Consider the following 24,404-nt stretch of genomic DNA (forward strand, 5'->3'; position numbering starts at 1 on the left):
ATTTTCTTGTACTGACGTTACGACTTCACCGCCCCCGCGGTGAGGCCGGCCACCATATAGCGGCGGAATGCGTAATAGATCGCCGCCGGCGGCAGGGCATAGATGATCCCGGTCGCCATCAGCAGGTTCCATGGCGCGTCGTCGGTGCTGAGAAAATGCCCGAGCGCCACTGACAGCGTGATTTCCGTATCGGCCGACAGCAGCAGGAAGGCATAGAGATACTCGTTCCAGGCCAGCAGCAGCGCGTAGGTGCCGATCGCCACCATGGACGGCATCATCAGCGGCAGGTAGATCAGCCAGAAAATCTGCAGCGGACTGGCGCCATCGATGCGCGCCGCTTCGTCGAGTTCATAGGGCAGCTTGTCGGCATATTGCCGCAGCATCCAGATCGCATAGGGACTGGCGAAGGTGACCATGGTCAGGATCAGCGACCAGCGGCTGCCGAGCAGGCCGTACTGCCCCATCGTGGCGTACATCGGGATTGCCAGGAAAGCGGCCGGAATCAGGTAGGTGAGCAGCGCGAGGTTCGACACGGTCTCGCCGATCCGCACCTTCAGGCGGCTGATCGCGAAACTGGCGCAGGTGCCGATGGTCAGGGTCAGCACCGCCACAGCCACGGCCACCATGGCCGAATTGAACAGCTGCTGCCAGAAATGGCCGAGGAAGTAATGCCCCTGGGTCAGCACGGTGGTGTAGTTGTCGAGCGTAGGATTTTTCGGCCAGACCGCACCGGCAAAAGCCTCGGCCTGCGGCGTGATCGACATGACGAACAGGTGGTAGATCGGGATCAGGGTCCAGATCAGGACGAGCACGCCAACCAGAACGAGACGGGCCTCATCAAAGGCCTTGCGGGGGCTCATCGGTCTTCTCCGCGCAGGCGCTTTACCATCAGGACCACGATCGGCACCATGAAGGGCAGCGCCACGATAATCGTCGCCACGCCAGACCGCACCTCGCTCATGCCAAAGGCATAACGGATGCCGAGCGTGGCCAGCACTTGGGTGGAATCAGCCGGGCCGCCGCCGGTCAGCAGGTAGATCGAGTTGAAATCACCCAGCGTCCAGATCGTCGAGAGCAGCGTCGATGTGATGTACATGTTCCGCACGCCGGGGAAGGTGATGTAGAGGAATTTCTGCAGCCCGCTGGCGCCGTCGACATCGGCCGATTCATACAGGTCCTTCGAGATGGTCAGCCGCGCGGCGACCAGGATCAGCGTCCAGAACGGCAGATATTTCCAGATATGAATTGTGATGATCGAGCCCAGACCGTAGACGCGGTCGAGCAGCCAGCCCGGACCGTCCTGGAAGGTGAACTGGAAGATCAGCGAATTGATCATCCCCCATTCCGCATTCAGCATCCAGCGGAAGGACAGGATGGTGGGGATCGACGGAATCGCCCAGGGCAGGATGAAGATGAAGCTGAGCCAGCGGATCCAGCGCCGTTCATGCACGAAAAAGCCGGACAGCAGCAAAGCCAGCATCAGTTTGATGTTTACCGCCAGGCCCAGGAAGATGACGGTATTGGCCAGCGTGCGCAGGAAGATCGGGTCGTCGAAGATGCGGCGATAGGCCTTGATCTCGGTGCCGAGATAGAGGCCGTAGCCGACCGGATAGAGCACGAAAGTCAGGAAAATGGCGATATAGGGGATCAGCATGATGAGCCCCCAGGTCGCTTCGGCCGACATGCGGCCGGAGCGGCGGGAGGGCGCGACGTCCTGCGCGAGTGACACCATTCGTCGCGCCCTCCCCTTTACGCTTCTTACTGAGCCACCAGCACCTTGATGCGGGCGATCATCTCGTCGACCGCCTGCTCCGCCGGGATTTTGTCGCCGGCGACACGTGCAATGGCGCGGCCCCAGACGTTCTCGGCGTTGATCGTGGTGAAGTGGTAATCATAGACGAACTGGAAGGGGATGGTGCCTTCCGTGATGAACTGCTGGTAGACCTGCTTGCGATGCGGGTCCGAGCCGTCCTTCCAGAACGCACGATCAGCGCCCGCCTTGGTGACGGTGAACCAGCGGCCCAGCGCGCCTTCGACGAACGGATTGAGGTTCTCGTCTTCCAGCAGCATGGCGAGGAACTGCTTGCCCAGCGCTTTCTGCTTGGCATCGGCAAAGACCACGGCGGTCTTCACGGCAGCCAGGTTGGGCAGCGTGCCGCCATCCGGCTTCTTGGGCCAGCCGCCGGTGATGATCAGTTCATTGTAGTTCTTGCGCGCCTGGGCATCGCCCTTGTTGGCATTGTCCAGATGCGACGACGGGATCGAGATGGTCGCGTTATGCGTCATCACGGTCGTCTTGTTGTGGAAGTTGACGTTGTTGTCGGTGTCGGTCCAGGTCACCGAGGACGGCGGCGTGCAACCCTTCAGGTTGACGTCGGCATAGTCCTTCAGCGCGTTGACCAGGCCCTGCTTCACCTTCGGATTGTCCACCAGCAGCTTGCCGTCCTTGTCGACCGGCGAAGCATCATAGGCATTCACGAAAGTCAGGAAGCTGTAGAAGGTGTCGCTGGCAGCGATCGAGCTGGGATGGCCGACGCCGTAGACGCGCTTGCCCTTCGAGCGCAGCGCCGGCTGCACCTTGTCGCACCAGAAGCTCCAGTAGCCCTTCCAGTCACTCGGGATATCCGAAGCCTTGAAGCCGGCTTCCTCGATCATGTCCTTCCAGTAGAAGGTATGAATCGTCTGCTGCTGCACCGGCATCGCGTAATAGGCCTTCTTCTTGGCCGTATTATTTTGCAGGTACACCGTTTCCAGCGTGCCGGGCAGGAAGCGGTCCTTGATCGGCGTGATGATGTCGGTCAGGTCTTCGATCTTGTTATCGAAAGCCCACTTGCCGGTGGTGCGGAAATCGTAAGTGGTGCCGAAGCCGACATCTGGCGGCGTGCCGGCTTCGACGGCGCTCACCGTCTTGGTGATGATGTCCTCGGTGCTGAACAGGCTGAGTTGCACCTTGGCGTTATGCTTTTTCTCGAAGCGCTCGATGAAGGCGTAGAGCGCCTTGTCTTCGGCCTCGTAGAAGCCCTTGGTAAACCACACCGTCACCGTCTGCTGGGCAGCGGCGGGCATGGCGAAGCCGGCAATGCCGGCGACTGCGGTGGACGCGAGAATCAGGCCCAATGCTTTACGCATCTTCTTGTACCTCCCTGGAACAGACCCGTTGTGGGTTCTGAATGTCGTTAAATGCAGCGCCAACTCCCCGGCGGTTGCATCTTATATATCAGTTTAGCCAGCCCTCGGCGGCCTGCCAAGCCCCGAAGCGCCGGACATCCGCCGATCTTTCGCGCACCAGTTACGCGGAGTTTACGGCCGCCTCAGCGCTGTCAGTGATTGTGCCGCGGCACCCCGAAGGTTTCGGCGATTTTCTGGTAGTCGGTGGCAAAGTCGAGGCAGCCGCCGGTGGACAACTGACCGACATATTTGCGCTGCAGTTCCTGCCACGGTGTCTGGTTTACCAGCTTGGGCGGCACCCAGGCCTTGCGACGCTTCTCCAGTTCCTCGGCAGAAATCATGATATCAGCGCTGCGCTTGTTCAGATCGATCCGGATCCTGTCGCCGGTCTGCAGCAGAGCAAGGCCACCGCCGACCGCCGATTCCGGCGAGGCATTGAGGATCGACGGGCTGCCGGACGTGCCGCTCTGGCGACCATCGCCGATGCAGGGCAGCAGGTTGATGCCCTGTTTCACCAGCCGGTCGGGCGGCAGCATGTTCACCACTTCCGCCGCGCCCGGGTATCCAATCGGCCCGGTGCCGCGAATGACGAGAATGCTGTTCTCATCCACCGGCAGCTTCGGATCGTTGATCCGCTCGTGATAATCCTCCGGCCCCTCGAAGACGATGGCGGTACCCTCGAAGGCATTCGGATCGCCGGGACGCTCGAGATACTTCTTGCGGAATTCGGGCGAGACCACCGAGGTCTTCATCACCGCGGAGTCGAACAGCGAGCCCGAAAGCACGGCAAAACCGGCTTCCGGCAGCATCGGCTGCTTATATGGCTTGATCACATTGCGATCTTCGCAGACAGCAGTCTTCACATTCTCGCCCATGCTCTTGCCGTTCACAGTCAGCGCATCGGCATGCAGCTTGCCGGCCTCCAGCAGCTCGCGCATCACCACCGGCACGCCGCCGGCATGGTGGAAGCCCTCGCCGAGATATTCGCCGGCGGGCATCAGGTTGACCAGCAGCGGGATATCATAGCCCACCTTGTCCCAGTCGGTCACATCCAGCTCGACACCGATGTGGCGCGCGATGGCATTCAGATGCGGCGGGCAGTTGGTGGAGGCGCCGAGCGCACTGGCGGCGACGATGGCATTCTCGAAGGCCTTGCGCGTCATGATCTTGGAGGGACGCAGGTCCTCATGCACGATCTCCACGGCGCGGCGGCCGGTTTCGTAGGCCATCTGCGCGCGCTCGCGATACGGCGCCGGGATCGAGGCGCAGCCGGGCAGCGACATGCCGAGCGCTTCGGCCATGCTGTTCATCGACAGCGCGGTGCCCATGGTGTTGCAGTGACCCGGGCTGGGCGCCGAAGACGCGACCATCTCGAGGAACTGGTCGTAGTTGATGCGGCCCGCCGCCAGTTCCTGGCGCGCGAACCACACGACGGTGCCGGAACCGGCGCGCATGCCCTTGTACCAGCCATCCAGCATCGGACCGCCCGACAGCACAATGGCGGGAATGTCCACGGTGGCGGCGGCCATCAGCATGCCCGGCGTGGTCTTGTCGCAACCCGTCGTCAGCACCACGCCGTCGAGCGGGTAGGAATAGAGCAGCTCGGCGAGCGTCATGTAGAGCAGGTTGCGGTCGAGCGCCGCCGTCGGCCGCTTGCCGGTTTCCTGGATCGGATGGGTGGGGAATTCCATCGGGATGCCGCCGGCATCGCGGATACCGTCACGGATGCGCGTCGCCAGATCGAGATGGTGGCGGTTGCAGGGCGAGAGATCGCTGCCGGACTGGGCGATGCCGATGATCGGCTTGCCACCGCGCAGCTCGGCGAGCGTCAGGCCGAAATTCAGGTAGCGTTCCAGATACAGCGCGGTCATGCCCGGATCATGCGGGTTGTCGAACCATTCGCGGCTGCGCAGCTTTTTCTTCTCGGTCATTTGGGGCTCCCTGAATCTTCTTTTCGACTTGCTGGTCTATTCGGCCTTGATCTGGCGTTCTCGGTGCAAAACAAACAATCCGCTGGCGACAATGATCCCTGCACCGAGCAGCATCAGCGGCGTCGGCAGATCGGCGAAGAACAGCCAGCCGAGCAGGATCGCCCAGAGCAGCGAGGTATAGGTAAAGGGCACGACCACGGCGGCCGGCGCGAGTTTCAGCGACTGGTTCATGCACATATGGGCAGCGGTGGCGACCACGCCGATCAGCGCCAGATAGCCAATGCCGGGCAGATCCACCGGTTCCCAGCCCCAGGGCAGCGTCAGCAGCCCGACGCCGCCCACAGCGATGCTGTGATAAACGATCAGGGACAGCGAGTTGGTTTCGCGCAGCTTGCGCGTCGCCACCATCGACAATGCATAAGTGACGCTGCCGCCCAGCGCGATCAGCGCCGGTGTCGTAAAGACGCCGCCATCGGGTTGCAGCACCAGCAGCACGCCGATAAAGCCTAAGCCGACCGCCAGGCCGCGCCGCCAGCCGACCGCCTCGCCCAGCAGCGGGATGGCCAGAACCGTCACGATCAGCGGCGTCGCCTGATAGACCGCCATGACGTCGGCCAGCGGCAGATGCCGCACCGCGAGATAGAAGCAGAAGACCTCGGCCACGATGAAGGCAAGACGCAGGACATGCTGGCCCGGCTGATGCAACACGAAAACCTTGCGCCAGCCGGCCCGATGAACTACCGGCAACAGGACGACCAGCGCGGTGGCCGAGCGGATGAACAGCAGCTGGCCGACGGCGACGCTCGCCACCATCCATTTGCCGAGCGCATCGTTGAAGGTGAACAGCGCGGTGCCGAGCAGCATGAAGACAATGCCGCGCCAATGGCCGGATTCCATCGCCACTCCCGTACTCACGGCGCGTTCGGACATGCCTAGCCGCTCCGCCTTTCGCGGCCGCGGGCCTGTTCATGCAGAATGATCTGGTAGTCTCGCGAGGCGGCGCGGATATGCACACCCAGCAGGTTCATCGCCTTGGTCTTCTCCTTGGCGCGCAGCAGCTTCACGATATTCTGATGCTCGGCCAGTGAATCGCCGACCGTGCGTTCCTTCGACGTAACGCTGGCGCGCAAAGCCTGGATCTTCATCTCCAGCTGCTGGTGCGCCAGAGTCAGGAAGCGATTGTTGGCGCGCAGCAGAATGTGGCGATGATATTCGGTGTCGAGCCGGCGATAGGCGGGCATGTCGCCATCGGCCACCGCCTTGGCCATGCGCTTCACATTCTGCTCCAGCGCGTCGACCAGTCCGGCCTCATCGTTCTGCAATGCATCGCGCAGAGCGGCGGCCTCCAGGATGACGCGGTACTGGCACATCTCGGCGGCCTCTTCGGGCGCCAGCGAAAATACGAAACTGCCACGCTGCGGCTGAATGTCGACCAGGCCTTCCAGCTTCAGTTGCAGCAAAGCCTCGCGGACCGGAGTCTTGGAAATGCCGAGCTGGGCCGCTAGAACATTCTCTGAAAGCGCTTCGCCGAGCGCCAGCTCACCATTGGTGATCCGCCCACGGACATGGTCTTTGACCAGTTCGGTGAGGGATTTCGGGCGCTCCAGCCGCGTTGTGCGTGCTGTGCCAGCTTTTGCCATGACGGACGGACCTTGTTTACCTGCTCAGCCGGCAGCGTAGCAGCGGCATCCGGGTGGCATCAAGCCGGATAGTATCTGATATGTCAGCTGGCTTGCCCTTGCCGTCCCTGTCGGCTAGGAAAGGCATGGAACAGGAGATGCCCGGACGATGCCTTTCGACATCCTCTGCCTCGGCGAAGCCATGGTCGAGTTCAACCAGACCGGTGGCGCCGACAGCGACCAGTATCTGCGCGGCTATGGTGGCGATACCTCGAACTGCGCCATTGCCGCCGCCCGCCAGGGCGCCGCGTCGGCCTATTGCACGCTGGTCGGCCAGGATGTGTTCGGCGACCTGCTGCTCGATCTTTGGCAGCGCGAACAGGTGGATACCAGCACCGTCGGCCGCCGCAGCGACACGCCCACCGCAGTCTACTTCGTGACCCATGGCGAGACGGGCCATACCTTCACCTATTATCGCAAGGGCTCGGCCGCCAGCCATATGGCCCCGGCCGACCTGCCCGGCGAAACGCTGGAACAGGCCAAGCTGCTGCATGTGTCCGGCATCACGCTGGCCGTCAGCGAGTCTTTACGCGACACCGCGATGACCGCGATGGCCCGCATGCGCAAGGCCGGCAAGACGGTGTCCTTCGATACCAATCTGCGGCTCAAGCTGTGGCCGCTGGAAACCGCGCGCGACGCCATCCATGCCGCGCTGAAGCAGAGCGACATCGCCCTGCCAAGCCTGGAAGACGCCACGGCGCTGACGGGCCTGAGCGATCCGTTCGCTATCCTCGACCACTATCGCGGCATGGGCATTCCGCTGGTGGTGCTGAAATGCGGTTCCGAGGGCGTGATCGTGGCGAACAGCGACGGCCGCTGGCGCCTGCCCGGCCATCGCGTGCCGACGGTGGATGCCACCGGCGCCGGCGACTGCTTCGACGGCGCTTTCCTGGCCGAACTGGTGCGCGGCGCCTCGCCGCTCGATGCCGTGGCCTATGCCAATGCGGCGGCCGCGCTCACCACCATCGGCTACGGCGCAGTCGCGCCGATCCCGCGCCGCGCCGCGGTGGACGCCTTCTTCCAGTCGGTCGGGCGCAAGGCGCCCGAACCGATCTGAAAGTCAGAGATACTCAACCTTTATAATTCCGCGCAGTCTGGTGCTGTTCACCCAGACCGGCGATGCCAAGATGGATCTTGTCGCCGTCTTTCAGATAGAGCGGCGGCTTCTGGCCCATGCCGACACCCGGTGGCGTGCCGGTCGAGATGATGTCGCCCGGCTGCAGCGACATGAACTGGCTCAGATAGCTGATCAGATAGCGTACGCCGTAGACCATGGTCTTGGTCGAGCCATTCTGGAACCGCTTGCCGTTGATGTCGCAGAACATCGGCAAATCCTGCGGATCCGGAATCTCGTCGGCCGTCACCAGCCAGGGGCCGATCGGGCCGAAACTGTCGGCGCTCTTGCCTTTGGTCCACTGGCCGTGGCGCTCGGTCTGGAAAGCGCGTTCCGAAACGTCATTGATCAGGCAGTAGCCGGCGACATGCTTCATCGCGTCGGCTTCGCTGACATAGCGCGCCACCGAACCGATCACCACGCCGAGTTCAACTTCCCAGTCGGTCTTTTCGGAATTCTTCGGGATGATCACATCGTCGTTCGGGCCGGTGATCGCCGAGGTGGCTTTCATGAAGATGATCGGCTCCGGTGGCACGGTAGCGCCGGTCTCGGCCGCATGATCGGAATAATTCAGGCCGATGCAGATGAACTTGCCGACGCCGGTGACGCAGGGTCCGATGCGCGGATTGCCCGCGACCGCCTTCAGCGCCTTGGGATCGAGCGACTTCAGCTTGTCCAGGCCGGCAGGACTGAGCGAACTGCTGCTGATATCCGGCACAACGGTGGACAGGTCACGGAGGGTGCCTGTGGCATCGAGCAGGCCGGGTTTTTCCTGGCCCACAGGGCCGTAACGCAGCAGTTTCATGAGTGCATCTCCTGTTCAGACAATCAGATCGTCCAGCCGCCATCGATCACATGGATGGTGCCGGTGGTGAAGGCGGATTCATCGGAGGCAAGGTAGACCGCCAGCGCGGCGATCTCCTCGGGCGTGCCGAGCCGGCCGAGCGGCTGGCGCGCCACGAAACCGGAGCGCGCCTGTTCGAGGCCGCCAGCAGCCGCGGCCTGCGACGCAATGCGGTCGTCCAGCGAGGGCGTCTGGATCGTGCCGGGACAGATCGCATTGGCGCGGATACCCTGCTTGATGAAATCAGCGGCCAGCGACCGGGTCATGCCGATCACGGCGGCCTTGGTGGTGCCATAGACGAAGCGGTTCGGCGCGCCCTTCACCGAGGAGCAGGCCGACGACATGTTGATGATGGACGCGCCCTTGTCGCTGGCGATCATCGCCGGCAGGAAGGCCTTCACCATGCGATACATCGCCCGCACATTGAGATCGAAGGAGAAGTCCCAGTCCTTTTCCTCGGTTTCGAGAATGGTGCCGTGATGCACGAAGCCGGCGCAGTTGAACAGCACGTCCACCGCGCCCGTCTCCTTGGCGAAAGCGGTAATGGCGTCGGGATTCAGCACATCCAGCTTGCGGGTGCGGATATTCGGCAGGCTGCCGAGTTCCTTCAGCTTGGCTTCGTTGATGTCGGTGGCGATCACCGTGGCGCCCTCACGGGCAAACGCAATCGCGGATGCGCGGCCGATGCCCTGCGCCGCCGCCGTGACCACCGCCGTCTTGCCTTCCAAACGCATGCCCGTCTCCTGTGGTGTTTACGCGACCGCCGGCAGGCAGGCCGGACCGATCGGTTCAAAACTCTTGTAGGTGAGGATGAATTCCTGGTGCCCCAGGCCTTCGGATCTCGTCATCTCGCCGGCGCCGACCTGCTTGATCAGGTCGAAGATTTCGCGGCCCACAGTATCCAGATCGGCCGTGCCTTCCAGAATCCGCCCGGCATTCACGTCCATGTCGTCGGCCATGCGCGCATAAGTGCGCGGATTGGCGCAGACCTTGATCACCGGGGCCAGTGCCGAACCGACCACTGAGCCGCGTCCCGTGGAAAACAGGATGACATGCGAGCCGCAGGCGATGAGCTCGGCGATTTCGGCATTATCGCTGATATTGGGAAAACCGAAACGCACCTCGCCGTCGGGCACGACATCGAGCAGATACAGGCCGCCACGCGGCGGGATGTCTCCCGGCTTGATGATGCCGCTGATCGGCGAGGCACCGCTCTTGGCATAGGCGCCAAGCGACTTCTCCTCAATCGTCGTCAGCCCGCCATCGGCATTGCCCGGCGCGAAGCTGGGATAACCCAGCGTTTCGTAATAGCGCGCGGCTTTCGCCACGCAGGCCTTCAGCTCGTCGCCAAGTTCCGGCGTGATGGCGCGTTCGGCCATCCAGCCTTCCATGCCGATCAGTTCGCCGGTTTCCTCGAAGATCGCCGCGGCTTTTTGTTCCACCAGGAAATCGAAGGCACGGCCCATCGCCGGATTGGCAGTGAGACCGGACGTGGCATCCGAACCGCCGCAAATCGTGCCGACCACCAGTTCGGACACGTCCATCGGCTCGGTCGGCTGCGCCGCCAGTTCCTTCAGCTGCGCTTCAACCCAGTCGCGGCCCTTCTGGATGGTGGCGCGGGTGCCGCCGTTTTCCTGGATCGCCAGCAGTTGCACCGGACGGCCGCTGTCTTTGATCGTGCGTTCCAGCAGCTTCTTGTTGAAACCCTCGCAGCCCAGCGAGACCAGCAGCACGGCGCCCACGTTGGGATGGGTGCAGAGCCGCTGCATCATCTTCAGCGCATAGGCATTGGGATAGCAGCCGGGAAAACCGATCACATGCGCGCCCTGTTCACGATAGGGCCAGGCGATCTCTTTTGAAACGTGATGGGCGCATTCGACCAGATAGGCCACGGCCACATAATTGCGGATGCCCTTGCGCCCATCGGAACGGCGCCAGCCGCGCATTGCGATCTCGGTCATGGGGCAGCCTCCACCGGCACGGTACTGGGCATGTAGTCGCTGGCCAGGTTGTGGCTATGCACATAGCCGCCATGCGGGATCGCTTGCGTGGCGCTGCCGATCGGCGCGCCATATTTCACGATCCGCTCGCCAGCCGCGATATCGCGCAGCGCGATCTTGTGGCCAAAGCCCATCGCACGCTGCAAGGTCACGCTGCGGCCCGCCACCTGCAGGGCCGTGCCGACGGCAATCTCCAGCCGCGCCACGGCGATATTGTCGCCCGGCGCGAGCACCAGCAGACGCGGGTCTGTCTCAGAATTTGCCATAACGCTTGTAGGCTTCCTGCGGGTCCATGCCGGCCATGATGTGGCGCCGGACTTCGCCTTCGGTGCTCATCACCTCTTCGGTGCGGGTCACCACGGCCTCGGCCATGGCTTTGGGGATGATCACGATGCCGTCGCGATCGGCGATCACATAGTCGCCGGTACAGATCGTGACGGTGCCGATGGTGATCGGCGCCCCGAAACTGTCGGGCACCCAGCGCGCCACGATGTCGGACGGCGTGTAGAAACTGCACCAGGTGGGGAAATCGATCTCGTCGATCATCGCCGCATCGCGGCAACCGCCATCGACAATGTAGCCGCGCACGCCCTTGAGCTGCAGCGCCGAGGCCGACAGCTCGCCCATCAGCGCCACTTCCTTGTTGTTCGGCTGGCAGATCACCACCTTGCCGCCCGGTGCCTTCGACAGCACGCCGGTCCATTCCAGCAGGGTTTCATGCGCCGAGCGCGTACGGTCGATATGGCCGCTGACGGTCCAGATCTCGCCGGCCAGCGTATGTTTGATGTTCAGCGGGCGGATATCGTGGGGCAGCAGGCAGTTGTCATGCCCCTGGGCGCGCAGCACGTCATGGACGGCGGAGGCGTAGCAGCGGCTCAGGCGATCCGCGAGCGGATTCGCCGGCAGTGTCCCGGACATCTTCACTCCCATCTGATATATCAGTTGTCGCAACTGTAGCCAGATTCTTGCGAGCTGGCTAGAGCATGCCGACATGACTGTTGCTGACACCCGGCGGGCGGGCGGATAATCCAGCCTGTCGGGAGCCAGGCAGGCTGCACCGGAAGGACATACCGCCATGATGAAGAAAATCGCTCTTGCCCTTGCCATCGTCGTGATCGCGATTGCCGGCGCCGCCTATTACTTTGCCTCCAACCTCGACAGCATCGTGAAAGCGGTGATCGAGCGCTACGGCTCGGAAGCCACCCAGGCGAGCGTGACGCTGAAATCCGTCAAGTTGTCGCCCACGGCAGGCAGCGGCGAACTCAGCACCCTGACGGTGAAAAATCCCAAGGGCTACAGCAGCGCCGATGCCATCATGCTGGGCGACATCAAACTCAGCCTCGACCTTTCGACCGTGCAGTCGAATGTGATCGTGGTGAAGGATGTGACCATCCTGCAGCCCGCCGTGCTGTATGAGTATGCCGGCATCGGCGGCAATCTGGAGGCGATCCAGAAAAATGTTCAGTCCTATGCCGCCAAGTTCAGCGGCGGCAAGACCGAGCCGAACAAGAGCGCCGGCGATCCCGGCCAGTCGGCCAGCAAGCAGCCAGAAAAGAAAGTGATCATCGAGAATCTGGTAATCCGCGACGGCAAGGTCTCGGTGACCCACCAGGCGCTGCAGGGGCGCACGCTTTCCGTGCCCCTGCCCACCATCCAGCTCAAGGATATCGGCAAGGACAAGGGCGGCGCGACGCCGGCTGAAGTGGCCGAAAAGGTGATCGGCGCGATCAGCGCCCAGGCATCGCGCGTCGCCACCGCCGAACTGCAGAAACAGGCCGGGGATCTCCTCAAGAACCAGGCTGGTGGCCTGCTCGGCGGGGCGACGGGCGGCAGCACGGGCGGAGCTGCTGGCGGAACGAGCGGCGGCACCACCGACAAGCTGAAAGGCCTGCTCGGTAAATAGCGGCGAAGACCCTGCGCGAAAACGCATAGGAGCCATCGCGTAAATTTATGGCGCTGTCGGTCGTCGCTGCGGTGGCGGCAGGCTAACATGCCGCCTGCTTCATTCTTCGCTGCTTGCCCCCGGCCACCCGATGATCAGTCCCGCCATCCGTAATGCCCTCGCCGGCCTGGGCGCGCTGTTGCTCGGCCTGGGTATTGGCCGCTTCGGCTACACGCCGCTGATGCCGGTATTGATCGAACAGGGCTGGCTCAGCGTCGGCGATGCCGGCTATCTCGGCGCCACCAACCTGTTCGGCTATGTCCTCGGCAGTCTGCTTGCCGCCACGCTGGCGCGCCAGATACCCGTGCCGTTGCTGACCCGCATCTCGATGGTGACGGTCGCCATCAGCCTGGTGGCCTGTGCGCTGCCGTGGGGCTTCATCTGGTTCGCGCCCTGGCGCTTCCTCGCCGGTTTCACCGGCGGGCTGCTGATGGTCGGCGCGATTCCGCTGGTGCTGTCGCGCGCGCCGCTGAACCAGCGCGGCCGCGCCAACGGTATTATTTTTACCGGCGTCGGCTCCGGCATCATCGTGTCCGGTGCGCTGGTGCCGGCGCTGGCCGGTTTCGGACCCTCGGCGATCTGGGCCGGCATGGGGCTGCTCGCGCTGCTGATCGCCGCACTGACCTGGAAGCAATGGGATGGCGATGCCGCCCTGCCCCCGCCGCCCGCCGAAGCCGCACCGGCACGCGTCTTCACGCTGCCCATCGCACTGCTGCTCGCGGCCTATACGATCGACTCCGCCGGCTTCATCCCGCACACGGTGTTCCTGGCCGACTATGTCGCGCGCGGCCTGGAACGCGGCGTGGCGGCGGGCGGCCTCACCTGGGTACTGTTCGGCATCGGCGCGCTCTGCGGCCCGCTGCTGGTCGGGTTTGCGGCTGAATGGTTCGGCTTCTATCGCAGCATCATCGGTGTGCTGGCGATCAAGAGCGCGGCGATTGCCATTCCGCTGATGTCGCAGCATCCGGTGGCACTGGGGATTTCGGCTGTCACGGTCGGTGCGATGACGCCGGGTATCTCGGCGCTGGCATCCGGCCGCGTCGCCGAACTGGTCGGCTTTGGCGCACATCGTAAGGTCTGGGGCTGGCTGACCGCCGGCTTCGCCGGCGCATCCGCCGGCGTCGGCTACTTCTTCTCCTGGCTTTTCGACCAGACGCATTCCTACAATCTGCTGTTCGCGCTCGGTGCCAGTGGCATTTTCATCGCCATGCTGCTCACCATCTTCGTGCGTAAACCCAGCTAGACTCTCATTATTTTCGAAGCTGCCAAATTCCACACCACGACACTTGACATTTATATTAGTATTTTCTAAATTAGCGATACCTAAACTATAGCTGAAACATGAACGCCAACCTGAATCAATTGCAAGCCAGCGCCGCCGAAGCCAGCCGCTTCCTGCGCGCCCTCGCCAACGAAAAGCGACTGCTGACCTTGTGTCAGCTGGTCGACAGCGAGCAGTCGGTCGGCGCACTGGCCGAAGCCGTCGGCTTGAGCCAGTCGGCCCTGTCGCAGCATCTGACGAGGCTGCGCGAGGACGGTCTGGTCGCGACGCGTCGCGACAGCCAGACCATCTACTACCGCCTCGCCGATCCGCGCATCGAAGCCATGATCGGCCTGCTCTACGACCAATTCTGCAAACCTTCCCGGCGCTGAAACAGGAGCCTGTCATGTCCCTTCCCAAGATCTCCCCCGCCGAATTGCAGCGCCGCCTGCAGGCCGACAGCGCGGTGCTGATCGATATCCGGGAGCCATCCGAATTTGCACGCGAGCATATCCTCGGTGCCCGGCTCGTGCCGCTGACCGCGATCGACAGCCACGATTTCGACACGCAGCACGACAAGGCCGCGGTCTTCACCTGTCGCAGCGGGAACCGCACGACGATGAATGCGGCCCGACTGCTCGCCAAGGGTTTCCGCGAGGCCTATGTGCTTGATGGCGGCCTGGACGGCTGGAAGCGCGCCGGTCTGCCGGTGCATTTCAATGCCGCCGCGCCGATCGACCTGCAGCGCCAGGTGCAGATCGCAGCGGGTAGTCTGGCCGCCACCAGTGCGCTGCTCGCCTGGCTGGTATCGCCCGGCTTCATCCTGCTCAGCGGTTTCGTCGGCGCCGGTCTCGTCATGGCCGGTGTGACCGGCTTCTGCGGCATGGCGAAAATCCTGGCGTTGCTGCCCTGGAACCGAAAATTCATGACCGCGTGAGGGATATCGACATGACTCCGCAAGTGCATGCCTTCTTCGATGAAGCCACCTTTACGGTCAGCTATGTCGTGATCGATCCGGCGACCAGAAACTGTGCCATCGTGGACTCGGTACTCGACTACGATCCGGCGTCCGGCCGCACAAAAACCGCGTCCGCTGACAGCATCATCGCCTTCATCCGCCAGCAGGGCCTGACGCTCGACTGGATTCTTGAAACGCATGTCCATGCCGATCATCTTTCCGCCGCGCCTTATATCAAGCAGCAGCTGGACGGCCGGATCGGCATCGGCTTCAACATCACCGTCGTTCAGAACGTGTTCGGCAAGGTGTTCAATGCCGGCACCGAATTCGCCCGCGACGGCAGCCAGTTCGACCATCTGTTCCGCGATGGCGAGACGTTCCGGATCGGCAATATCGAAGCCCGCGTTCTGCATACCCCCGGCCATACGCCGGCCTGCATGACCTATGTGATCGGCGATGTCGCCTTCGTCGGCGATACGCTGTTCATGCCCGATTACGGCACGGCGCGCTGCGACTTCCCCGGCGGCGATGCGCGCGAACTCTATCGCTCGATCCGCAAGATCTTCGCCCTGCCGCCGGAAACGCGCCTGTTCATGTGCCATGACTACAAGGCGCCGGGCCGCGAGGACTATCGCTGGGAAACCACGGTGGCGGCGGAGCGCACCGGCAATATCCATGTTCATGACGGCGTGGACGAGGACAGCTTCGTCGCCATGCGGCGCAAGCGCGACGCCACCCTGGATATGCCGCGTCTGATCCTGCCATCGGTGCAGGTCAATATGCGCGCCGGCAAACTGCCGCCGGCAGAGAGCAACGGCACGCGCTATCTGAAAATCCCGCTCGACGCCCTCTGATCATGCTGACACTTACGGCAGCACAGACAGCCTTGGCGCTGGCCTCGGGCGGCGTGGTCGGCTTAGCCCTGGCGCTGGTCGGCGGCGGCGGGTCGATCCTTGCCGTTCCCGCACTGCTCTATCTCGTCGGCCTGAGCGACACGCACCTCGCCATCGGCACCAGCGCGCTGGCGGTTGCCGTAAATGCCTTTGCCAATCTCGCCATGCACGCGCGTCAGCAGCCGGTGAAATGGCGTTGTGCCGCCGTCTATGCCGCCAGCGGCGTGCTGGGGGCCGCCATCGGCTCCACATTCGGCAAGCTGGTGGATGGCCGCCAGCTTCTGCTGCTGTTCGCGGCTGCCATGGTGGCGGTGGGATTCGCGATGCTGCGGCCCAAGGCGGCCGGCGGCGATCCGGATGTCCAGCTCAACGCCCGCATCTTTCCGAAACTGGCGATCTTCGGCCTGATGACCGGATTGGCGAGCGGCTTTTTCGGCATCGGCGGCGGCTTCATGGTCGTGCCGGGACTGATGGCCGGCAGCGGCATGCCCATGCTGAACGCGGTTGCCGCGTCTCTGCTTTCGGTCGGCAGTTTCGGATTCACCACGGCTGCGAATTACGCATTCAGCAGTCAGGTTCACTGGATCGCCGCCGGCTGGTTTATCGCCGGTGGTCTGATCGGCGGCGTGATCGGGCTCCGCCTTGCCGTTCATGCCGCAACCCGCAAGGGATTGCTGAACCGGATCTTCGCCGCACTGATCTTCTGCGTCGCCGCCTACATTGTCTGGCGCGCGATCTGATCAGCCGCCATACAGCCAGTCATTGCCGGCATAGGCCTGCGCCTGGTTGCGGCCCGACAGCAGGCCATTGCGCAGTTCACGTACCGGTCCGGTGGCGTGATAAAAATCGCCATAGACCCGCGCCATCACCTGCACCCGCGCGGTGCGCAGGTAACGTTCCTGCTGATAGGCCAGGAAAGCGGCATGAGGATCGTCACGCCGCGCCGCCATTTTCTCGGCCAGGCAGACGGCATCTTCGATCGCCATGCAGGCACCCTGCGCCAGATACTGCAGCATCGGATGCGCCGCATCACCCAGCAGCACGATGCGGCCCTTCGTCCAGTTCGCCACCGGCTCGCGGTCGCACAGCACCCACATGCGCCAGGAATCGATCTTGCCGAGCAGGTTATGCACCTGCGGCTGCTGGTTCTGGAACCGCTCGTTCAGCTCCTCCACGTCGCCGAAGGCGTTCCAGCCTTCTTCGTAGCGGTTGGAGTGGAATACCGCGACCAGGTTGAACAGCTCGCCGCGCCGCAGCGGGTAATGCACCAGATGCGTCTTCGGCCCGGCCCAGAGCACCACGTTATTCTCGAACTGGCCCTGCGGCACGTCAGCCGCCGGCAGCACGGCGCGATAGGCGATATGGCCAGACACGCGCGGCTTGCCGTCGTTGACGATGTCGGCGCGCACCTGCGACCACAGGCCGTCACAGGCGATCAGGCTGTCACCCGCGATCTTTTCACCATCGGCCAGCGTTACCGTCACGCCAGTGCCGCTATCCTGCCAGGCCATCACCTTGGCGTTGTTGCGCAACGTGATGGCCTTCTGTGCCAGACAGGCCTGCAGCAATGTGCCGTGCAGGTCGGCGCGATGCGTCACCGCATAGGGCATCCCCCAATGCGCGCGCGCCTGGTCGCCCATCGGGATTTTTGTCACGACCTCGCCGGTCAGGGCATCGCGCATGATCAGGTTTTCAGGAAACACCGCATCGGCTTCGATGGCAGCGCGAATGCCGAGCGCCTCAAAGCGGCGGAACACATTGGGCCCAAGCTGAATCCCGGCGCCGACTTCCTTGAACTCGGCCGACTGCTCCAGCAGCACCGAACCGATGCCTTTCAGCGCCAGCGCCAGCGCCGTCGCCAGTCCGCCAATGCCGCCGCCGATGATGATGACCGGCCGATTCATCCCCGTCATTCTCCGTCTCCCCCAATATAGTCCTTACACGGACTATTTACTGACGACTATACCGCCGATCCGGGGCGCGATCCAGCAAACTATTGCCGATTCTCCCTTTTCGCGAATCGACAACAGGATTTGACACCTCATGGGCGAGGTCGAATGATCGACTTTAGTCGAAGACAGGCAGCCTCGATTCGCAACGACAAGACCAAACGCTGCCGCTCCGGCGCTCGCACTCGCAGATAAAATGCAAAGGGGAAAACCAATGGCACAGTCAGATGGCGGCTTCCTGTCGCGCTGGACTCTGAAAACCGGCGGCGTGATCGCGCCCGACGAACGCCTGCCGATGGGGCAGACGATTGCACTCGGCCTGCAGCATGTGGTGGCGATGTTCGGTGCCACCGTGCTGGCGCCGTTGCTGATGGGCTTCGATCCGAATGTCTCGATCCTGTTCTCGGGCATCAGCACGCTGATCTTCTTCTTCATCACCGGCGGCAAGCTGCCGAGCTATCTCGGCTCCAGCTTCTCCTTCATCGCTGTCGTCATCGCCGCTACCGCCTATGCCGGCAGCGGCCCGAATGCCAATATCGGTGTCGCGCTGGGCGGCATCATCGCCTGCGGCGCGCTCTATGCCATCATCGGGCTCATCGTCATGAAGTCCGGCATCGGCTGGATCGAAACCCTGATGCCGCCGGTGGTGACCGGCGCCATCGTCGCCGTGATCGGGCTGAATCTCGCACCGATCGCCGTGAAGGGCATCAGCGCCAGCGGCTTCGACGCCTTCATCGGGCTGTTCACCGTGGTCGCCGTCGGCGTCGTCGCGGTCTACACCAGGGGCACCGTGCAGCGCCTGCCGATCCTGCTCGGCGGCCTGGCGGCTTACGTCATCTATGCCGTGCTGGCCAACGGAATGGGCATGGGCAAGCCGATCGACTTCAGCGGCGTGATGGCTGCCGCCTGGATCGGCATGCCGAACTTCACCGCGCCCGTGTTCGACGCCAAGGCCATGGCGCTGATCGCCCCCGTCGCGATCATCCTGGTGGCGGAGAATCTCGGCCATGTGAAGGCGATCGGCGTGATGACCGGCCGCAACCTCGACCCGCTGCTGGGCAAGGCCTTCCTCGGCGACGGCATCGCCACCATGGTGTCGGGCGCCGGTGGCGGTACCGGCATGACCACCTACGCCGAAAACATGGGCGTCATGGCGGTGACCAAGATCTTCTCCACGCTGGTCTTCATCGTCGCGGCGCTGTTCGCCATCCTGCTCGGCTTCTCGCCCAAATTCGGCGCGCTGATCCTCACCATCCCAGGCCCTGTCCTTGGCGGCCTGGCGCTGGTGGTGTTCGGCCTGATCTCGGCCACGGCCGGCCGCATCTGGGTCGAGAACAAGGTCGACTTCTCGAACGCGCGTAACCTGATCACGGTCGGCGTGGCGCTCACCCTCGGCGCCGGCGACCTGATGCTGAAGTTCGGCGGCTTCTCGCTGGGCGGCATCGGCACCGCCACCTTCGGCGCGATCATCCTCTACCAGATCCTGAACGGCCGCCAGGCCAACCCGTAATCAGGATTTCGCCTTCCGGCCCGCGGCGGATTTATTTCCGCCGCGGGTTTTCTTTTGCACGAAATCTTCGAGCGGCGGCAGACCGGCGTCTACTTTCAGCCGTTTCGACAGCTTCAGCGCATCGAACGGCGCCTTCACTTTCATGTCGTTGTCGAAATAGACGAAGATATCCTTCACCTTCACATCTGCCTTCGTCGATGAAACCCGGTCGATCTCGCGCGGCGACCGGCTTTTGCTCCAGCTGTGGAACCAGCGCACCCAGTCATCCAGCGCATCATCCGAATAGCCGCTGGCATAAAGCTGTTCGGAACCATGCAGCCGCGCATAGACGAAATCGGCGGTGATATCGCCCAGCCGCGGCCAGTCCACCGTATCGGCGACCACCAGTCCGACCCTGTATTGGCGCAGCAGCGCCACGAAGCGGTCGTCGCGGAAGCTTTCGTGGCGGATTTCCATGGCATGGCGCAGCGGGCGGTTTTTGTCCGGTGTCAGGAAGACGCGGCCTTTCATGCCAGCATCATGTTTGCGCGCAAGTTGGGCCGCCGCTTCGGTGTCATGCGGCAGCAACTTCAGGAAATCTTCCAGCCGCTCCGGATCGAACCGGTAGCTCGGCGGCAGCTGCCACAGGATCGGGCCGAGCTTTTCACCCAGCGCCAAAATCCCTTGCGCGAAGAAATTGGCCAGCGGTTTTTCGGCCTCGCGCAGCCGGCGGATATGGGTGATGTAGCGTGAGGCCTTGATGGCGAAGACGAAGTCATCCGGCGTACCGTCGCGCCAGCGTTCGAAAATCGCCGGGCGCTGCTGGCCGTAGAAGGTGCCATTCACCTCGATGCTGGGGAAAGTGCGGGCCGCATAGGCCATCTCATGCGTCTGCGGCAGGCCTTTGGGGAAAAATACCCCGCGCCAAGGTTTGTAGGTCCAGCCTGAGATGCCGATGCGGATCGCCATGGCAGTTGAACCCGCTGCCGGAGTTTCGGTTCCGCAGAACCACGGACGGAGTTACTCGTGGCTCAGCAACCGGGCCACACCATGCCGCACGCCCTCCTGCCAGGGCGGCAGGCGGATGCCATAGGCGGCTGCGATCTTCGCCGTCGCGAGCACCGAATTCGCCGGGCGCGTCACCGGCGTCGGATAGTCCGCCGTCGAAATCGGATCGACCAGGATGCCGCGCCCCGCCATCGCCATCGTGGTGACGGCCAGGCCGTGCCAGGTGGTTTCCCCGCTGCCGGCGAGATGGAAGATACCTGAGAGCGCCGCATCCCGCGCGCCGGCCAGCCGTCTGGCCATGGCAAGGATCGCCGTCGCCAGGTCCGGCGCATAGGTCGGCGAGCCGTGCTGATCGGCGACAACGCGCAGGCGGTCGCGTTCGGCACTCAGCCGCAGCATGGTCTTGACGAAATTGGTCCCGAACGGACTGTGCAGCCATGCGGTGCGCAAGATCACCGCGGCTGGAAAAGCCGCCAGCACAGCCTGCTCGCCGGCCAGTTTCGAGGCGCCGTAAACGCTCTGCGGATGGCAGGCATCGGTCTCGCGCCAGGCGCCTGATCCGGTGCCATCGAACACATAGTCGGTCGAGAGATGGATCAGCGGCAGGTTGCGCCGGGCGCAGACATCGGCCACGGCGGCGGCGCCATCACGATTGATGGCAAAAGCCAGATCGGCCTCGCTCTCGGCCCTGTCCACGGCGGTATAGGCCGCCGCATTGACAACGATATCCGCGGGCAGTTCATCCAGCGCGACAGCAACCGTTTCCGGTTCCGCCAGATCGAGCAGCGGGCGGCCGATGCAGGTGATGGCGGCATCATCGCCGGACAGCTCGGCCAGAGACCGTGCCAGCTGGCCCTGCGTGCCGATCACCGCCACGCGCAGCATGGCTAGGGCTTGCCGCCATCGCTGCCATTCGTCGTGACGATCAGCGGCGGCAGCGGATAATAAGGCGGCAGGGCTTTCGCCTCGCTCAGCAACGGCGCCGCCATATCCTTCCTGGCAATCACCGGGTCGGACACTTTCCAGTCGATGCCGATGGCCGGATCGTTCCAGCGGATCGCATGCTCGCAGTTCGGATCGTAGGGCGCGGTGCACTGATAGAGGAAATCGGCCTGATCACTCAGCACCGAGAAGCCATGCGCAAAGCCCGGCGGAATCCATAGCTGATGATGATTGTCGCCGCTGAGCAGCGTGCCGGTCCAGCGCCCGAAGGTGGGCGAGCCCTTGCGGATATCGACAGCAACATCGAACACCTCGCCCGCCACCACCGTGACCAGCTTGCCCTGGCCATGCGGCTCCTGGTAATGCAGGCCGCGAATAACCCCTTTACGGGAACGCGAGAAATTGGTCTGCACCGACGGCACGCCGAGGCCCTGGTTGAGGTAGCGTGGCGCGTTCCACAACTCCTTGATCGAACCGCGGTCATCGGCAAACACCTTCATCTCGATGATGAAGACGTCGGGGAGGTCGGTGGCGATGATGCGCATGATTAACGCTCGCGTCCCTCGGTCAGCAGACGGCGGAGATACTGGCCATAGGCGTTCTTGCTGTAGGCGGCCGCGAGCTTTTCCAGTTGCGCTGCATCGATATAGCCCTGACGCCAGGCCACCTCTTCGGGAGCAGCGATCTTCAGGCCTTGGCGCTTTTCAACCGTGGCGATGAAATTCGAGGCCTCCAGCAGGCTGTCCGGTGTGCCGGTGTCGAGCCAGGCAAAGCCACGACCGAACAGTTCGACTTTCAGCTTGCCGCGTTTGAGATAGACGTTGTTGAGATCGGTGATCTCCAGCTCGCCACGCGCCGACGGCTTCAGGCTGGTGGCAATATCGCAAACCTCGCGGTCGTAAAAATAGAGACCGGTGACCGCCCAGTTGGTCGGCGGATTGGCCGGCTTCTCGATGATCGCGGTCGGCGTCTTGTCCGGCCCCAGTTCCAGCACGCCATAGCGCTCCGGATCGGCCACCCAGTAGCCGAACACCACCGCGCCATCCCTGATGGCGGCGGCACGGCGCAGGACGTCGCCGAAACCCTCGCCGTAAAAGATGTTGTCGCCCAGCACCAGCGCACAGGCTTCGCCATTGATGAAATCGCGGCCAATGACAAAGGCCTGCGCGATGCCATTGGGCTCCGGCTGCACGGCATAGGTGATCGAGATGCCCCACTGGCTGCCATCGCCCAGCAGGTTGCTGAAGGCGGTCTGGTCGCGCGGCGTGGTGATCACCAGAATTTCGCGGATGCCGGCCAGCATCAGCGTGGTGAGCGGATGATAGATCATCGGCTTGTCGTAAACCGGGATCAGCTGCTTGCTGGTCACCGCTGTCGCAGGATGCAGCCGGGAACCGGCGCCGCCCGCCAGGATGATGCCTTTCATCGCATTCGGTCCTTCAATTGTCCGCCTGCCGGATCGTCGGGAGGCAGGCTCAAGTCTGCATCAAATCGACGGTCTGCGCCATCGCCCGGCAGGCGAACTAGCTGCGCCCCTGCGCCGGCGGCGCAAGGCGGATCTGGTCGAGCAGCTGTTGCGTCGTATCCGGCCGATAGTCTCCCAATACCGGCGGCGCGACGCCCGTGGGGGTCTGGCCGGTGAAGGCTGCAGACGCTGCCTGCTCGGAATGATGTGTTTCGAAATAGGCCCGCGAAAGCTTGGCGTGGCGCGCCAGCGTTTCGCGGTTTGCCGAGCGCAACGCAGCGGTCAGGCTTTCCAGATCGGACCAGCGGAAGGCGCCCGGATAGACCATATCGGCCACGCAGGCAAAGCGTGACTGGTAGTTGACGTGATAAAGCACCGGAATGCCGGTCGCCATCGCCTCGATCAGCGCCTTGCCCCCGCTGGTCGGGAAGGACGCGACATAGAGATCGACTTTCAGGTCATGCAGGGCCGCGGAAAGGCTCTCGACATGCGGCATATGCCGGAAGCGTTCGCGCGGAATCGATCGGCGATCGAGATTGCCGTGGATCTGGGCCACCACCTCGGCCGGCAGCGCGCCGATATGGATATGTTCCCCGCCGGTTTCTGCCATCATCTGCGGCAGGATATCGGCGTAGCGATAGGCGTAGCTTCTGTCGGTGAATTTGGCCGGCGAGCCGCAGGCGGCGGTGCGCACGGGTCCTTCGGCCAGGAATGCCGAGGCCTCTCGCATGGCGGTATCGCCAACCGTCATGGGAATATAGAGCGGATTGGTCTCCGGCCTGTGCCGGCAGAGCAGGTGATGCACCATCGGGGTCTGGTCGATATGCCCGGTCACAACCAGGGTGGCACCCAGACTGAAGCAGGCATCCGAATGATGATTGAAATAGGTCTTCGTGTTGCCCAGCAGTGCCGTGGCAGCCGGAATGATCGGATCATACGGATGATTGAACAGAAAAACCGTTTCCGGACGCAGCGTCTGCAGGTTCTGCAACAACCACAGCAGCGTCTGGTCATGCCGGATCTGGTTGTTGCGGTGCCAGCTGAAGTCGATCCCCTTCAGCTCCTTGTCCAGCAGGCTCTGCACCGCCGGCATCGCCATGCCGATGCCAAGCCCGGTCAGCAGAAGCACATGTTTGCGCTCTGGCTGCCGCCGGATGTAATCCAGCAGCACCCGGGTATGGCCGCCGAATTCGTGAATCGCAGTGGCCAGATAGACAATCGGCGCCGCCGGGTCCGGATCGATCGGCGCGATCTTCGCATGACCGGCGAACAGCGCCCCCGTTTCCACACACAATGCATCAAGCTGGGGATCGTTGCCCGGTGCCGCCCGCGACATCGGCAGGCTCTTCACCAGCCTGTAGGCGACATCTGACAGCGCCCACAGGGCATAGCCGAAATCGCCGTCCGCGCAGGCGGCCTTCACATCCCGGCTGACGTCTTCGACGGTGGGATAAAAGCCGGCATCGATGCCCTGCTTCTGCAGATGCAGGGCACGCTTCGCCATCTGACGTGAGGTCAGCACGCGCATGTCGGCTGGGGCGTAGGGCAACAGCCTGTTCCAGATGGAGAGCGCTTCAGCCCGGTTGCCCAACGACGAATTCAGTTGCGCCATCAGCGGCAGCAGCCTGGGATCCTGTCCCAGTTTCGCGAACTGCGTCTGGATGTAGTCCAGCGCGGCCGGGGCGCCGCGCCCTGCGGCCAGCTCCTGGGTGGTCTTGACGACGTCCTCCAGCGAGGGAACAGCCTGGTCCGGCATCCGAA

At 63.3% G+C, this 24,404-nt stretch carries 25 protein-coding genes; 8 read left to right on the forward strand and 17 right to left on the reverse strand.

The window, feature by feature from the left end:
• Nucleotides 1-17 precede the first annotated feature (17 nt).
• The 6 genes from FNB15_RS01380 to FNB15_RS01405 all read right to left on the reverse strand — a co-directional run bounded on the left by FNB15_RS01380 (nucleotide 18) and on the right by FNB15_RS01405 (nucleotide 6,739).
• The gene (locus FNB15_RS01380; protein WP_144066991.1) at nucleotides 18-860 is read right to left on the reverse strand and encodes a carbohydrate ABC transporter permease; all 843 of its coding nucleotides are present in this window, start codon (nucleotides 858-860) and stop codon (nucleotides 18-20) included.
• Nucleotides 857-1,732 (reverse strand): carbohydrate ABC transporter permease, encoded by an 876-nt coding sequence (locus FNB15_RS01385; protein ID WP_144066992.1) that lies wholly within the window; start codon nucleotides 1,730-1,732, stop codon nucleotides 857-859. The genes FNB15_RS01380 and FNB15_RS01385 overlap by 4 nt, the downstream gene beginning before the upstream one ends.
• 26 nt (nucleotides 1,733-1,758) lie before the next feature.
• Nucleotides 1,759-3,129 carry an ABC transporter substrate-binding protein gene (locus tag FNB15_RS01390; RefSeq protein ID WP_144066993.1) on the reverse strand — a complete coding sequence of 457 codons (1,371 nt, stop codon included), beginning with the start codon at nucleotides 3,127-3,129 and terminating at the stop codon, nucleotides 1,759-1,761.
• A gap of 191 nt (nucleotides 3,130-3,320) precedes the next feature.
• Nucleotides 3,321-5,099 carry an IlvD/Edd family dehydratase gene (locus FNB15_RS01395; RefSeq protein WP_144066994.1) on the reverse strand — a complete coding sequence of 593 codons (1,779 nt, stop codon included), beginning with the start codon at nucleotides 5,097-5,099 and terminating at the stop codon, nucleotides 3,321-3,323.
• Nucleotides 5,100-5,135: 36 nt separating this feature from the next.
• Complete coding sequence (locus tag FNB15_RS01400) at nucleotides 5,136-6,029, reverse strand: DMT family transporter (RefSeq protein WP_144066995.1); 894 nt, start codon at nucleotides 6,027-6,029, stop codon at nucleotides 5,136-5,138.
• A gap of 2 nt (nucleotides 6,030-6,031) precedes the next feature.
• Entirely contained in the window at nucleotides 6,032-6,739 is a 708-nt protein-coding gene (locus FNB15_RS01405; protein ID WP_144066996.1) for a GntR family transcriptional regulator, read from the reverse strand.
• Nucleotides 6,740-6,887: 148 nt separating this feature from the next.
• Here FNB15_RS01405 and FNB15_RS01410 point away from each other — a divergent pair, with 148 nt between their 5' ends.
• A complete protein-coding gene (locus tag FNB15_RS01410) occupies nucleotides 6,888-7,835 on the forward strand; it encodes a sugar kinase (protein WP_144066997.1) in 948 nt (315 codons plus the stop codon).
• Between the two features lie 13 nt (nucleotides 7,836-7,848).
• On the opposite strand, the gene FNB15_RS01415 is transcribed toward FNB15_RS01410, so the two are convergent.
• The 5 genes from FNB15_RS01415 to FNB15_RS01435 are packed head-to-tail and all read right to left on the reverse strand — an operon-like array spanning nucleotide 7,849 to nucleotide 11,654.
• Entirely contained in the window at nucleotides 7,849-8,697 is an 849-nt protein-coding gene (locus FNB15_RS01415) for a fumarylacetoacetate hydrolase family protein (RefSeq protein ID WP_144066998.1), read from the reverse strand.
• A 23-nt stretch (nucleotides 8,698-8,720) separates the two neighbouring features.
• The gene (locus tag FNB15_RS01420) at nucleotides 8,721-9,470 is read right to left on the reverse strand and encodes an SDR family oxidoreductase (protein ID WP_144066999.1); all 750 of its coding nucleotides are present in this window, start codon (nucleotides 9,468-9,470) and stop codon (nucleotides 8,721-8,723) included.
• A gap of 18 nt (nucleotides 9,471-9,488) precedes the next feature.
• The gene (locus FNB15_RS01425) at nucleotides 9,489-10,697 is read right to left on the reverse strand and encodes a UxaA family hydrolase (RefSeq protein ID WP_221932719.1); all 1,209 of its coding nucleotides are present in this window, start codon (nucleotides 10,695-10,697) and stop codon (nucleotides 9,489-9,491) included.
• Nucleotides 10,694-11,002: a UxaA family hydrolase gene (locus FNB15_RS01430; protein WP_144067000.1), complete on the reverse strand. Its 309-nt coding sequence runs from the start codon at nucleotides 11,000-11,002 to the stop codon at nucleotides 10,694-10,696. The genes FNB15_RS01425 and FNB15_RS01430 overlap by 4 nt, the downstream gene beginning before the upstream one ends.
• Nucleotides 10,989-11,654: an RraA family protein gene (locus FNB15_RS01435; RefSeq protein WP_144067001.1), complete on the reverse strand. Its 666-nt coding sequence runs from the start codon at nucleotides 11,652-11,654 to the stop codon at nucleotides 10,989-10,991. Before FNB15_RS01435 ends, FNB15_RS01430 begins: the two co-directional genes overlap by 14 nt.
• A gap of 157 nt (nucleotides 11,655-11,811) precedes the next feature.
• Between FNB15_RS01435 and FNB15_RS01440 the strand changes: the two genes are divergently transcribed.
• The 6 genes from FNB15_RS01440 to FNB15_RS01465 all read left to right on the forward strand — a co-directional run bounded on the left by FNB15_RS01440 (nucleotide 11,812) and on the right by FNB15_RS01465 (nucleotide 16,530).
• Entirely contained in the window at nucleotides 11,812-12,639 is an 828-nt protein-coding gene (locus FNB15_RS01440; protein ID WP_144067002.1) for an AsmA family protein, read from the forward strand.
• 130 nt (nucleotides 12,640-12,769) lie between these two features.
• Complete coding sequence (locus tag FNB15_RS01445) at nucleotides 12,770-13,921, forward strand: YbfB/YjiJ family MFS transporter (protein WP_144067003.1); 1,152 nt, start codon at nucleotides 12,770-12,772, stop codon at nucleotides 13,919-13,921.
• 98 nt (nucleotides 13,922-14,019) lie between these two features.
• Entirely contained in the window at nucleotides 14,020-14,331 is a 312-nt protein-coding gene (locus tag FNB15_RS01450; RefSeq protein WP_144067004.1) for an ArsR/SmtB family transcription factor, read from the forward strand.
• A 14-nt stretch (nucleotides 14,332-14,345) separates the two neighbouring features.
• Entirely contained in the window at nucleotides 14,346-14,876 is a 531-nt protein-coding gene (locus tag FNB15_RS01455; protein ID WP_144067005.1) for a rhodanese-like domain-containing protein, read from the forward strand.
• 11 nt (nucleotides 14,877-14,887) lie between these two features.
• Nucleotides 14,888-15,751 carry an MBL fold metallo-hydrolase gene (locus FNB15_RS01460; RefSeq protein WP_144067006.1) on the forward strand — a complete coding sequence of 288 codons (864 nt, stop codon included), beginning with the start codon at nucleotides 14,888-14,890 and terminating at the stop codon, nucleotides 15,749-15,751.
• Nucleotides 15,752-15,753: 2 nt separating this feature from the next.
• Entirely contained in the window at nucleotides 15,754-16,530 is a 777-nt protein-coding gene (locus FNB15_RS01465) for a sulfite exporter TauE/SafE family protein (RefSeq protein WP_144067007.1), read from the forward strand.
• On the opposite strand, the gene FNB15_RS01470 is transcribed toward FNB15_RS01465, so the two are convergent.
• A complete protein-coding gene (locus FNB15_RS01470) occupies nucleotides 16,531-17,703 on the reverse strand; it encodes a 3-hydroxybenzoate 6-monooxygenase (RefSeq protein ID WP_144067008.1) in 1,173 nt (390 codons plus the stop codon).
• Nucleotides 17,704-17,953: 250 nt separating this feature from the next.
• Here FNB15_RS01470 and FNB15_RS01475 point away from each other — a divergent pair, with 250 nt between their 5' ends.
• The gene (locus FNB15_RS01475) at nucleotides 17,954-19,249 is read left to right on the forward strand and encodes a solute carrier family 23 protein (RefSeq protein WP_144067009.1); all 1,296 of its coding nucleotides are present in this window, start codon (nucleotides 17,954-17,956) and stop codon (nucleotides 19,247-19,249) included.
• On the opposite strand, the gene FNB15_RS01480 is transcribed toward FNB15_RS01475, so the two are convergent.
• From FNB15_RS01480 to FNB15_RS01500, 5 genes are all read right to left on the reverse strand, one after another.
• Nucleotides 19,250-20,197, reverse strand: coding sequence for a DUF72 domain-containing protein (locus tag FNB15_RS01480; RefSeq protein WP_144067010.1), 948 nt, complete (start codon nucleotides 20,195-20,197; stop codon nucleotides 19,250-19,252).
• A 51-nt stretch (nucleotides 20,198-20,248) separates the two neighbouring features.
• The gene (gene rfbD / locus FNB15_RS01485; protein WP_221932720.1) at nucleotides 20,249-21,121 is read right to left on the reverse strand and encodes a dTDP-4-dehydrorhamnose reductase; all 873 of its coding nucleotides are present in this window, start codon (nucleotides 21,119-21,121) and stop codon (nucleotides 20,249-20,251) included.
• Nucleotides 21,122-21,123: 2 nt separating this feature from the next.
• The gene (gene rfbC, locus FNB15_RS01490) at nucleotides 21,124-21,723 is read right to left on the reverse strand and encodes a dTDP-4-dehydrorhamnose 3,5-epimerase (RefSeq protein ID WP_144067011.1); all 600 of its coding nucleotides are present in this window, start codon (nucleotides 21,721-21,723) and stop codon (nucleotides 21,124-21,126) included.
• A gap of 2 nt (nucleotides 21,724-21,725) precedes the next feature.
• The gene (rfbA, locus tag FNB15_RS01495; RefSeq protein ID WP_144067012.1) at nucleotides 21,726-22,604 is read right to left on the reverse strand and encodes a glucose-1-phosphate thymidylyltransferase RfbA; all 879 of its coding nucleotides are present in this window, start codon (nucleotides 22,602-22,604) and stop codon (nucleotides 21,726-21,728) included.
• Between the two features lie 97 nt (nucleotides 22,605-22,701).
• Nucleotides 22,702-24,399 (reverse strand): glycosyltransferase, encoded by a 1,698-nt coding sequence (locus tag FNB15_RS01500; RefSeq protein WP_144067013.1) that lies wholly within the window; start codon nucleotides 24,397-24,399, stop codon nucleotides 22,702-22,704.
• Between the last annotated feature and the right edge of the window lie 5 nt (nucleotides 24,400-24,404).

The sequence above is a fragment of the Ferrovibrio terrae genome (genome assembly GCF_007197755.1).
GTDB lineage: Bacteria > Pseudomonadota > Alphaproteobacteria > Ferrovibrionales > Ferrovibrionaceae > Ferrovibrio > Ferrovibrio terrae.

Bases quoted from the DNA above. Each gene is read 5' to 3' on its own strand.
- FNB15_RS01380 (WP_144066991.1), bottom strand. From the start codon at position 860: ATGAGCCCCCGCAAGGCCTTTGATGAGGCCCGTCTCGTTCTGGTTGGC.
- FNB15_RS01385 (WP_144066992.1), bottom strand. From the start codon at position 1,732: ATGGTGTCACTCGCGCAGGACGTCGCGCCCTCCCGCCGCTCCGGCCGC.
- FNB15_RS01390 (WP_144066993.1), bottom strand. From the start codon at position 3,129: ATGCGTAAAGCATTGGGCCTGATTCTCGCGTCCACCGCAGTCGCCGGC.
- FNB15_RS01395 (WP_144066994.1), bottom strand. From the start codon at position 5,099: ATGACCGAGAAGAAAAAGCTGCGCAGCCGCGAATGGTTCGACAACCCG.
- FNB15_RS01400 (WP_144066995.1), bottom strand. From the start codon at position 6,029: ATGTCCGAACGCGCCGTGAGTACGGGAGTGGCGATGGAATCCGGCCAT.
- FNB15_RS01405 (WP_144066996.1), bottom strand. From the start codon at position 6,739: ATGGCAAAAGCTGGCACAGCACGCACAACGCGGCTGGAGCGCCCGAAA.
- FNB15_RS01410 (WP_144066997.1), top strand. From the start codon at position 6,888: ATGCCTTTCGACATCCTCTGCCTCGGCGAAGCCATGGTCGAGTTCAAC.
- FNB15_RS01415 (WP_144066998.1), bottom strand. From the start codon at position 8,697: ATGAAACTGCTGCGTTACGGCCCTGTGGGCCAGGAAAAACCCGGCCTG.
- FNB15_RS01420 (WP_144066999.1), bottom strand. From the start codon at position 9,470: ATGCGTTTGGAAGGCAAGACGGCGGTGGTCACGGCGGCGGCGCAGGGC.
- FNB15_RS01425 (WP_221932719.1), bottom strand. From the start codon at position 10,697: ATGACCGAGATCGCAATGCGCGGCTGGCGCCGTTCCGATGGGCGCAAG.
- FNB15_RS01430 (WP_144067000.1), bottom strand. From the start codon at position 11,002: ATGGCAAATTCTGAGACAGACCCGCGTCTGCTGGTGCTCGCGCCGGGC.
- FNB15_RS01435 (WP_144067001.1), bottom strand. From the start codon at position 11,654: ATGTCCGGGACACTGCCGGCGAATCCGCTCGCGGATCGCCTGAGCCGC.
- FNB15_RS01440 (WP_144067002.1), top strand. From the start codon at position 11,812: ATGATGAAGAAAATCGCTCTTGCCCTTGCCATCGTCGTGATCGCGATT.
- FNB15_RS01445 (WP_144067003.1), top strand. From the start codon at position 12,770: ATGATCAGTCCCGCCATCCGTAATGCCCTCGCCGGCCTGGGCGCGCTG.
- FNB15_RS01450 (WP_144067004.1), top strand. From the start codon at position 14,020: ATGAACGCCAACCTGAATCAATTGCAAGCCAGCGCCGCCGAAGCCAGC.
- FNB15_RS01455 (WP_144067005.1), top strand. From the start codon at position 14,346: ATGTCCCTTCCCAAGATCTCCCCCGCCGAATTGCAGCGCCGCCTGCAG.
- FNB15_RS01460 (WP_144067006.1), top strand. From the start codon at position 14,888: ATGACTCCGCAAGTGCATGCCTTCTTCGATGAAGCCACCTTTACGGTC.
- FNB15_RS01465 (WP_144067007.1), top strand. From the start codon at position 15,754: ATGCTGACACTTACGGCAGCACAGACAGCCTTGGCGCTGGCCTCGGGC.
- FNB15_RS01470 (WP_144067008.1), bottom strand. From the start codon at position 17,703: ATGACGGGGATGAATCGGCCGGTCATCATCATCGGCGGCGGCATTGGC.
- FNB15_RS01475 (WP_144067009.1), top strand. From the start codon at position 17,954: ATGGCACAGTCAGATGGCGGCTTCCTGTCGCGCTGGACTCTGAAAACC.
- FNB15_RS01480 (WP_144067010.1), bottom strand. From the start codon at position 20,197: ATGGCGATCCGCATCGGCATCTCAGGCTGGACCTACAAACCTTGGCGC.
- rfbD (WP_221932720.1), bottom strand. From the start codon at position 21,121: ATGCTGCGCGTGGCGGTGATCGGCACGCAGGGCCAGCTGGCACGGTCT.
- rfbC (WP_144067011.1), bottom strand. From the start codon at position 21,723: ATGCGCATCATCGCCACCGACCTCCCCGACGTCTTCATCATCGAGATG.
- rfbA (WP_144067012.1), bottom strand. From the start codon at position 22,604: ATGAAAGGCATCATCCTGGCGGGCGGCGCCGGTTCCCGGCTGCATCCT.
- FNB15_RS01500 (WP_144067013.1), bottom strand. From the start codon at position 24,399: ATGCCGGACCAGGCTGTTCCCTCGCTGGAGGACGTCGTCAAGACCACC.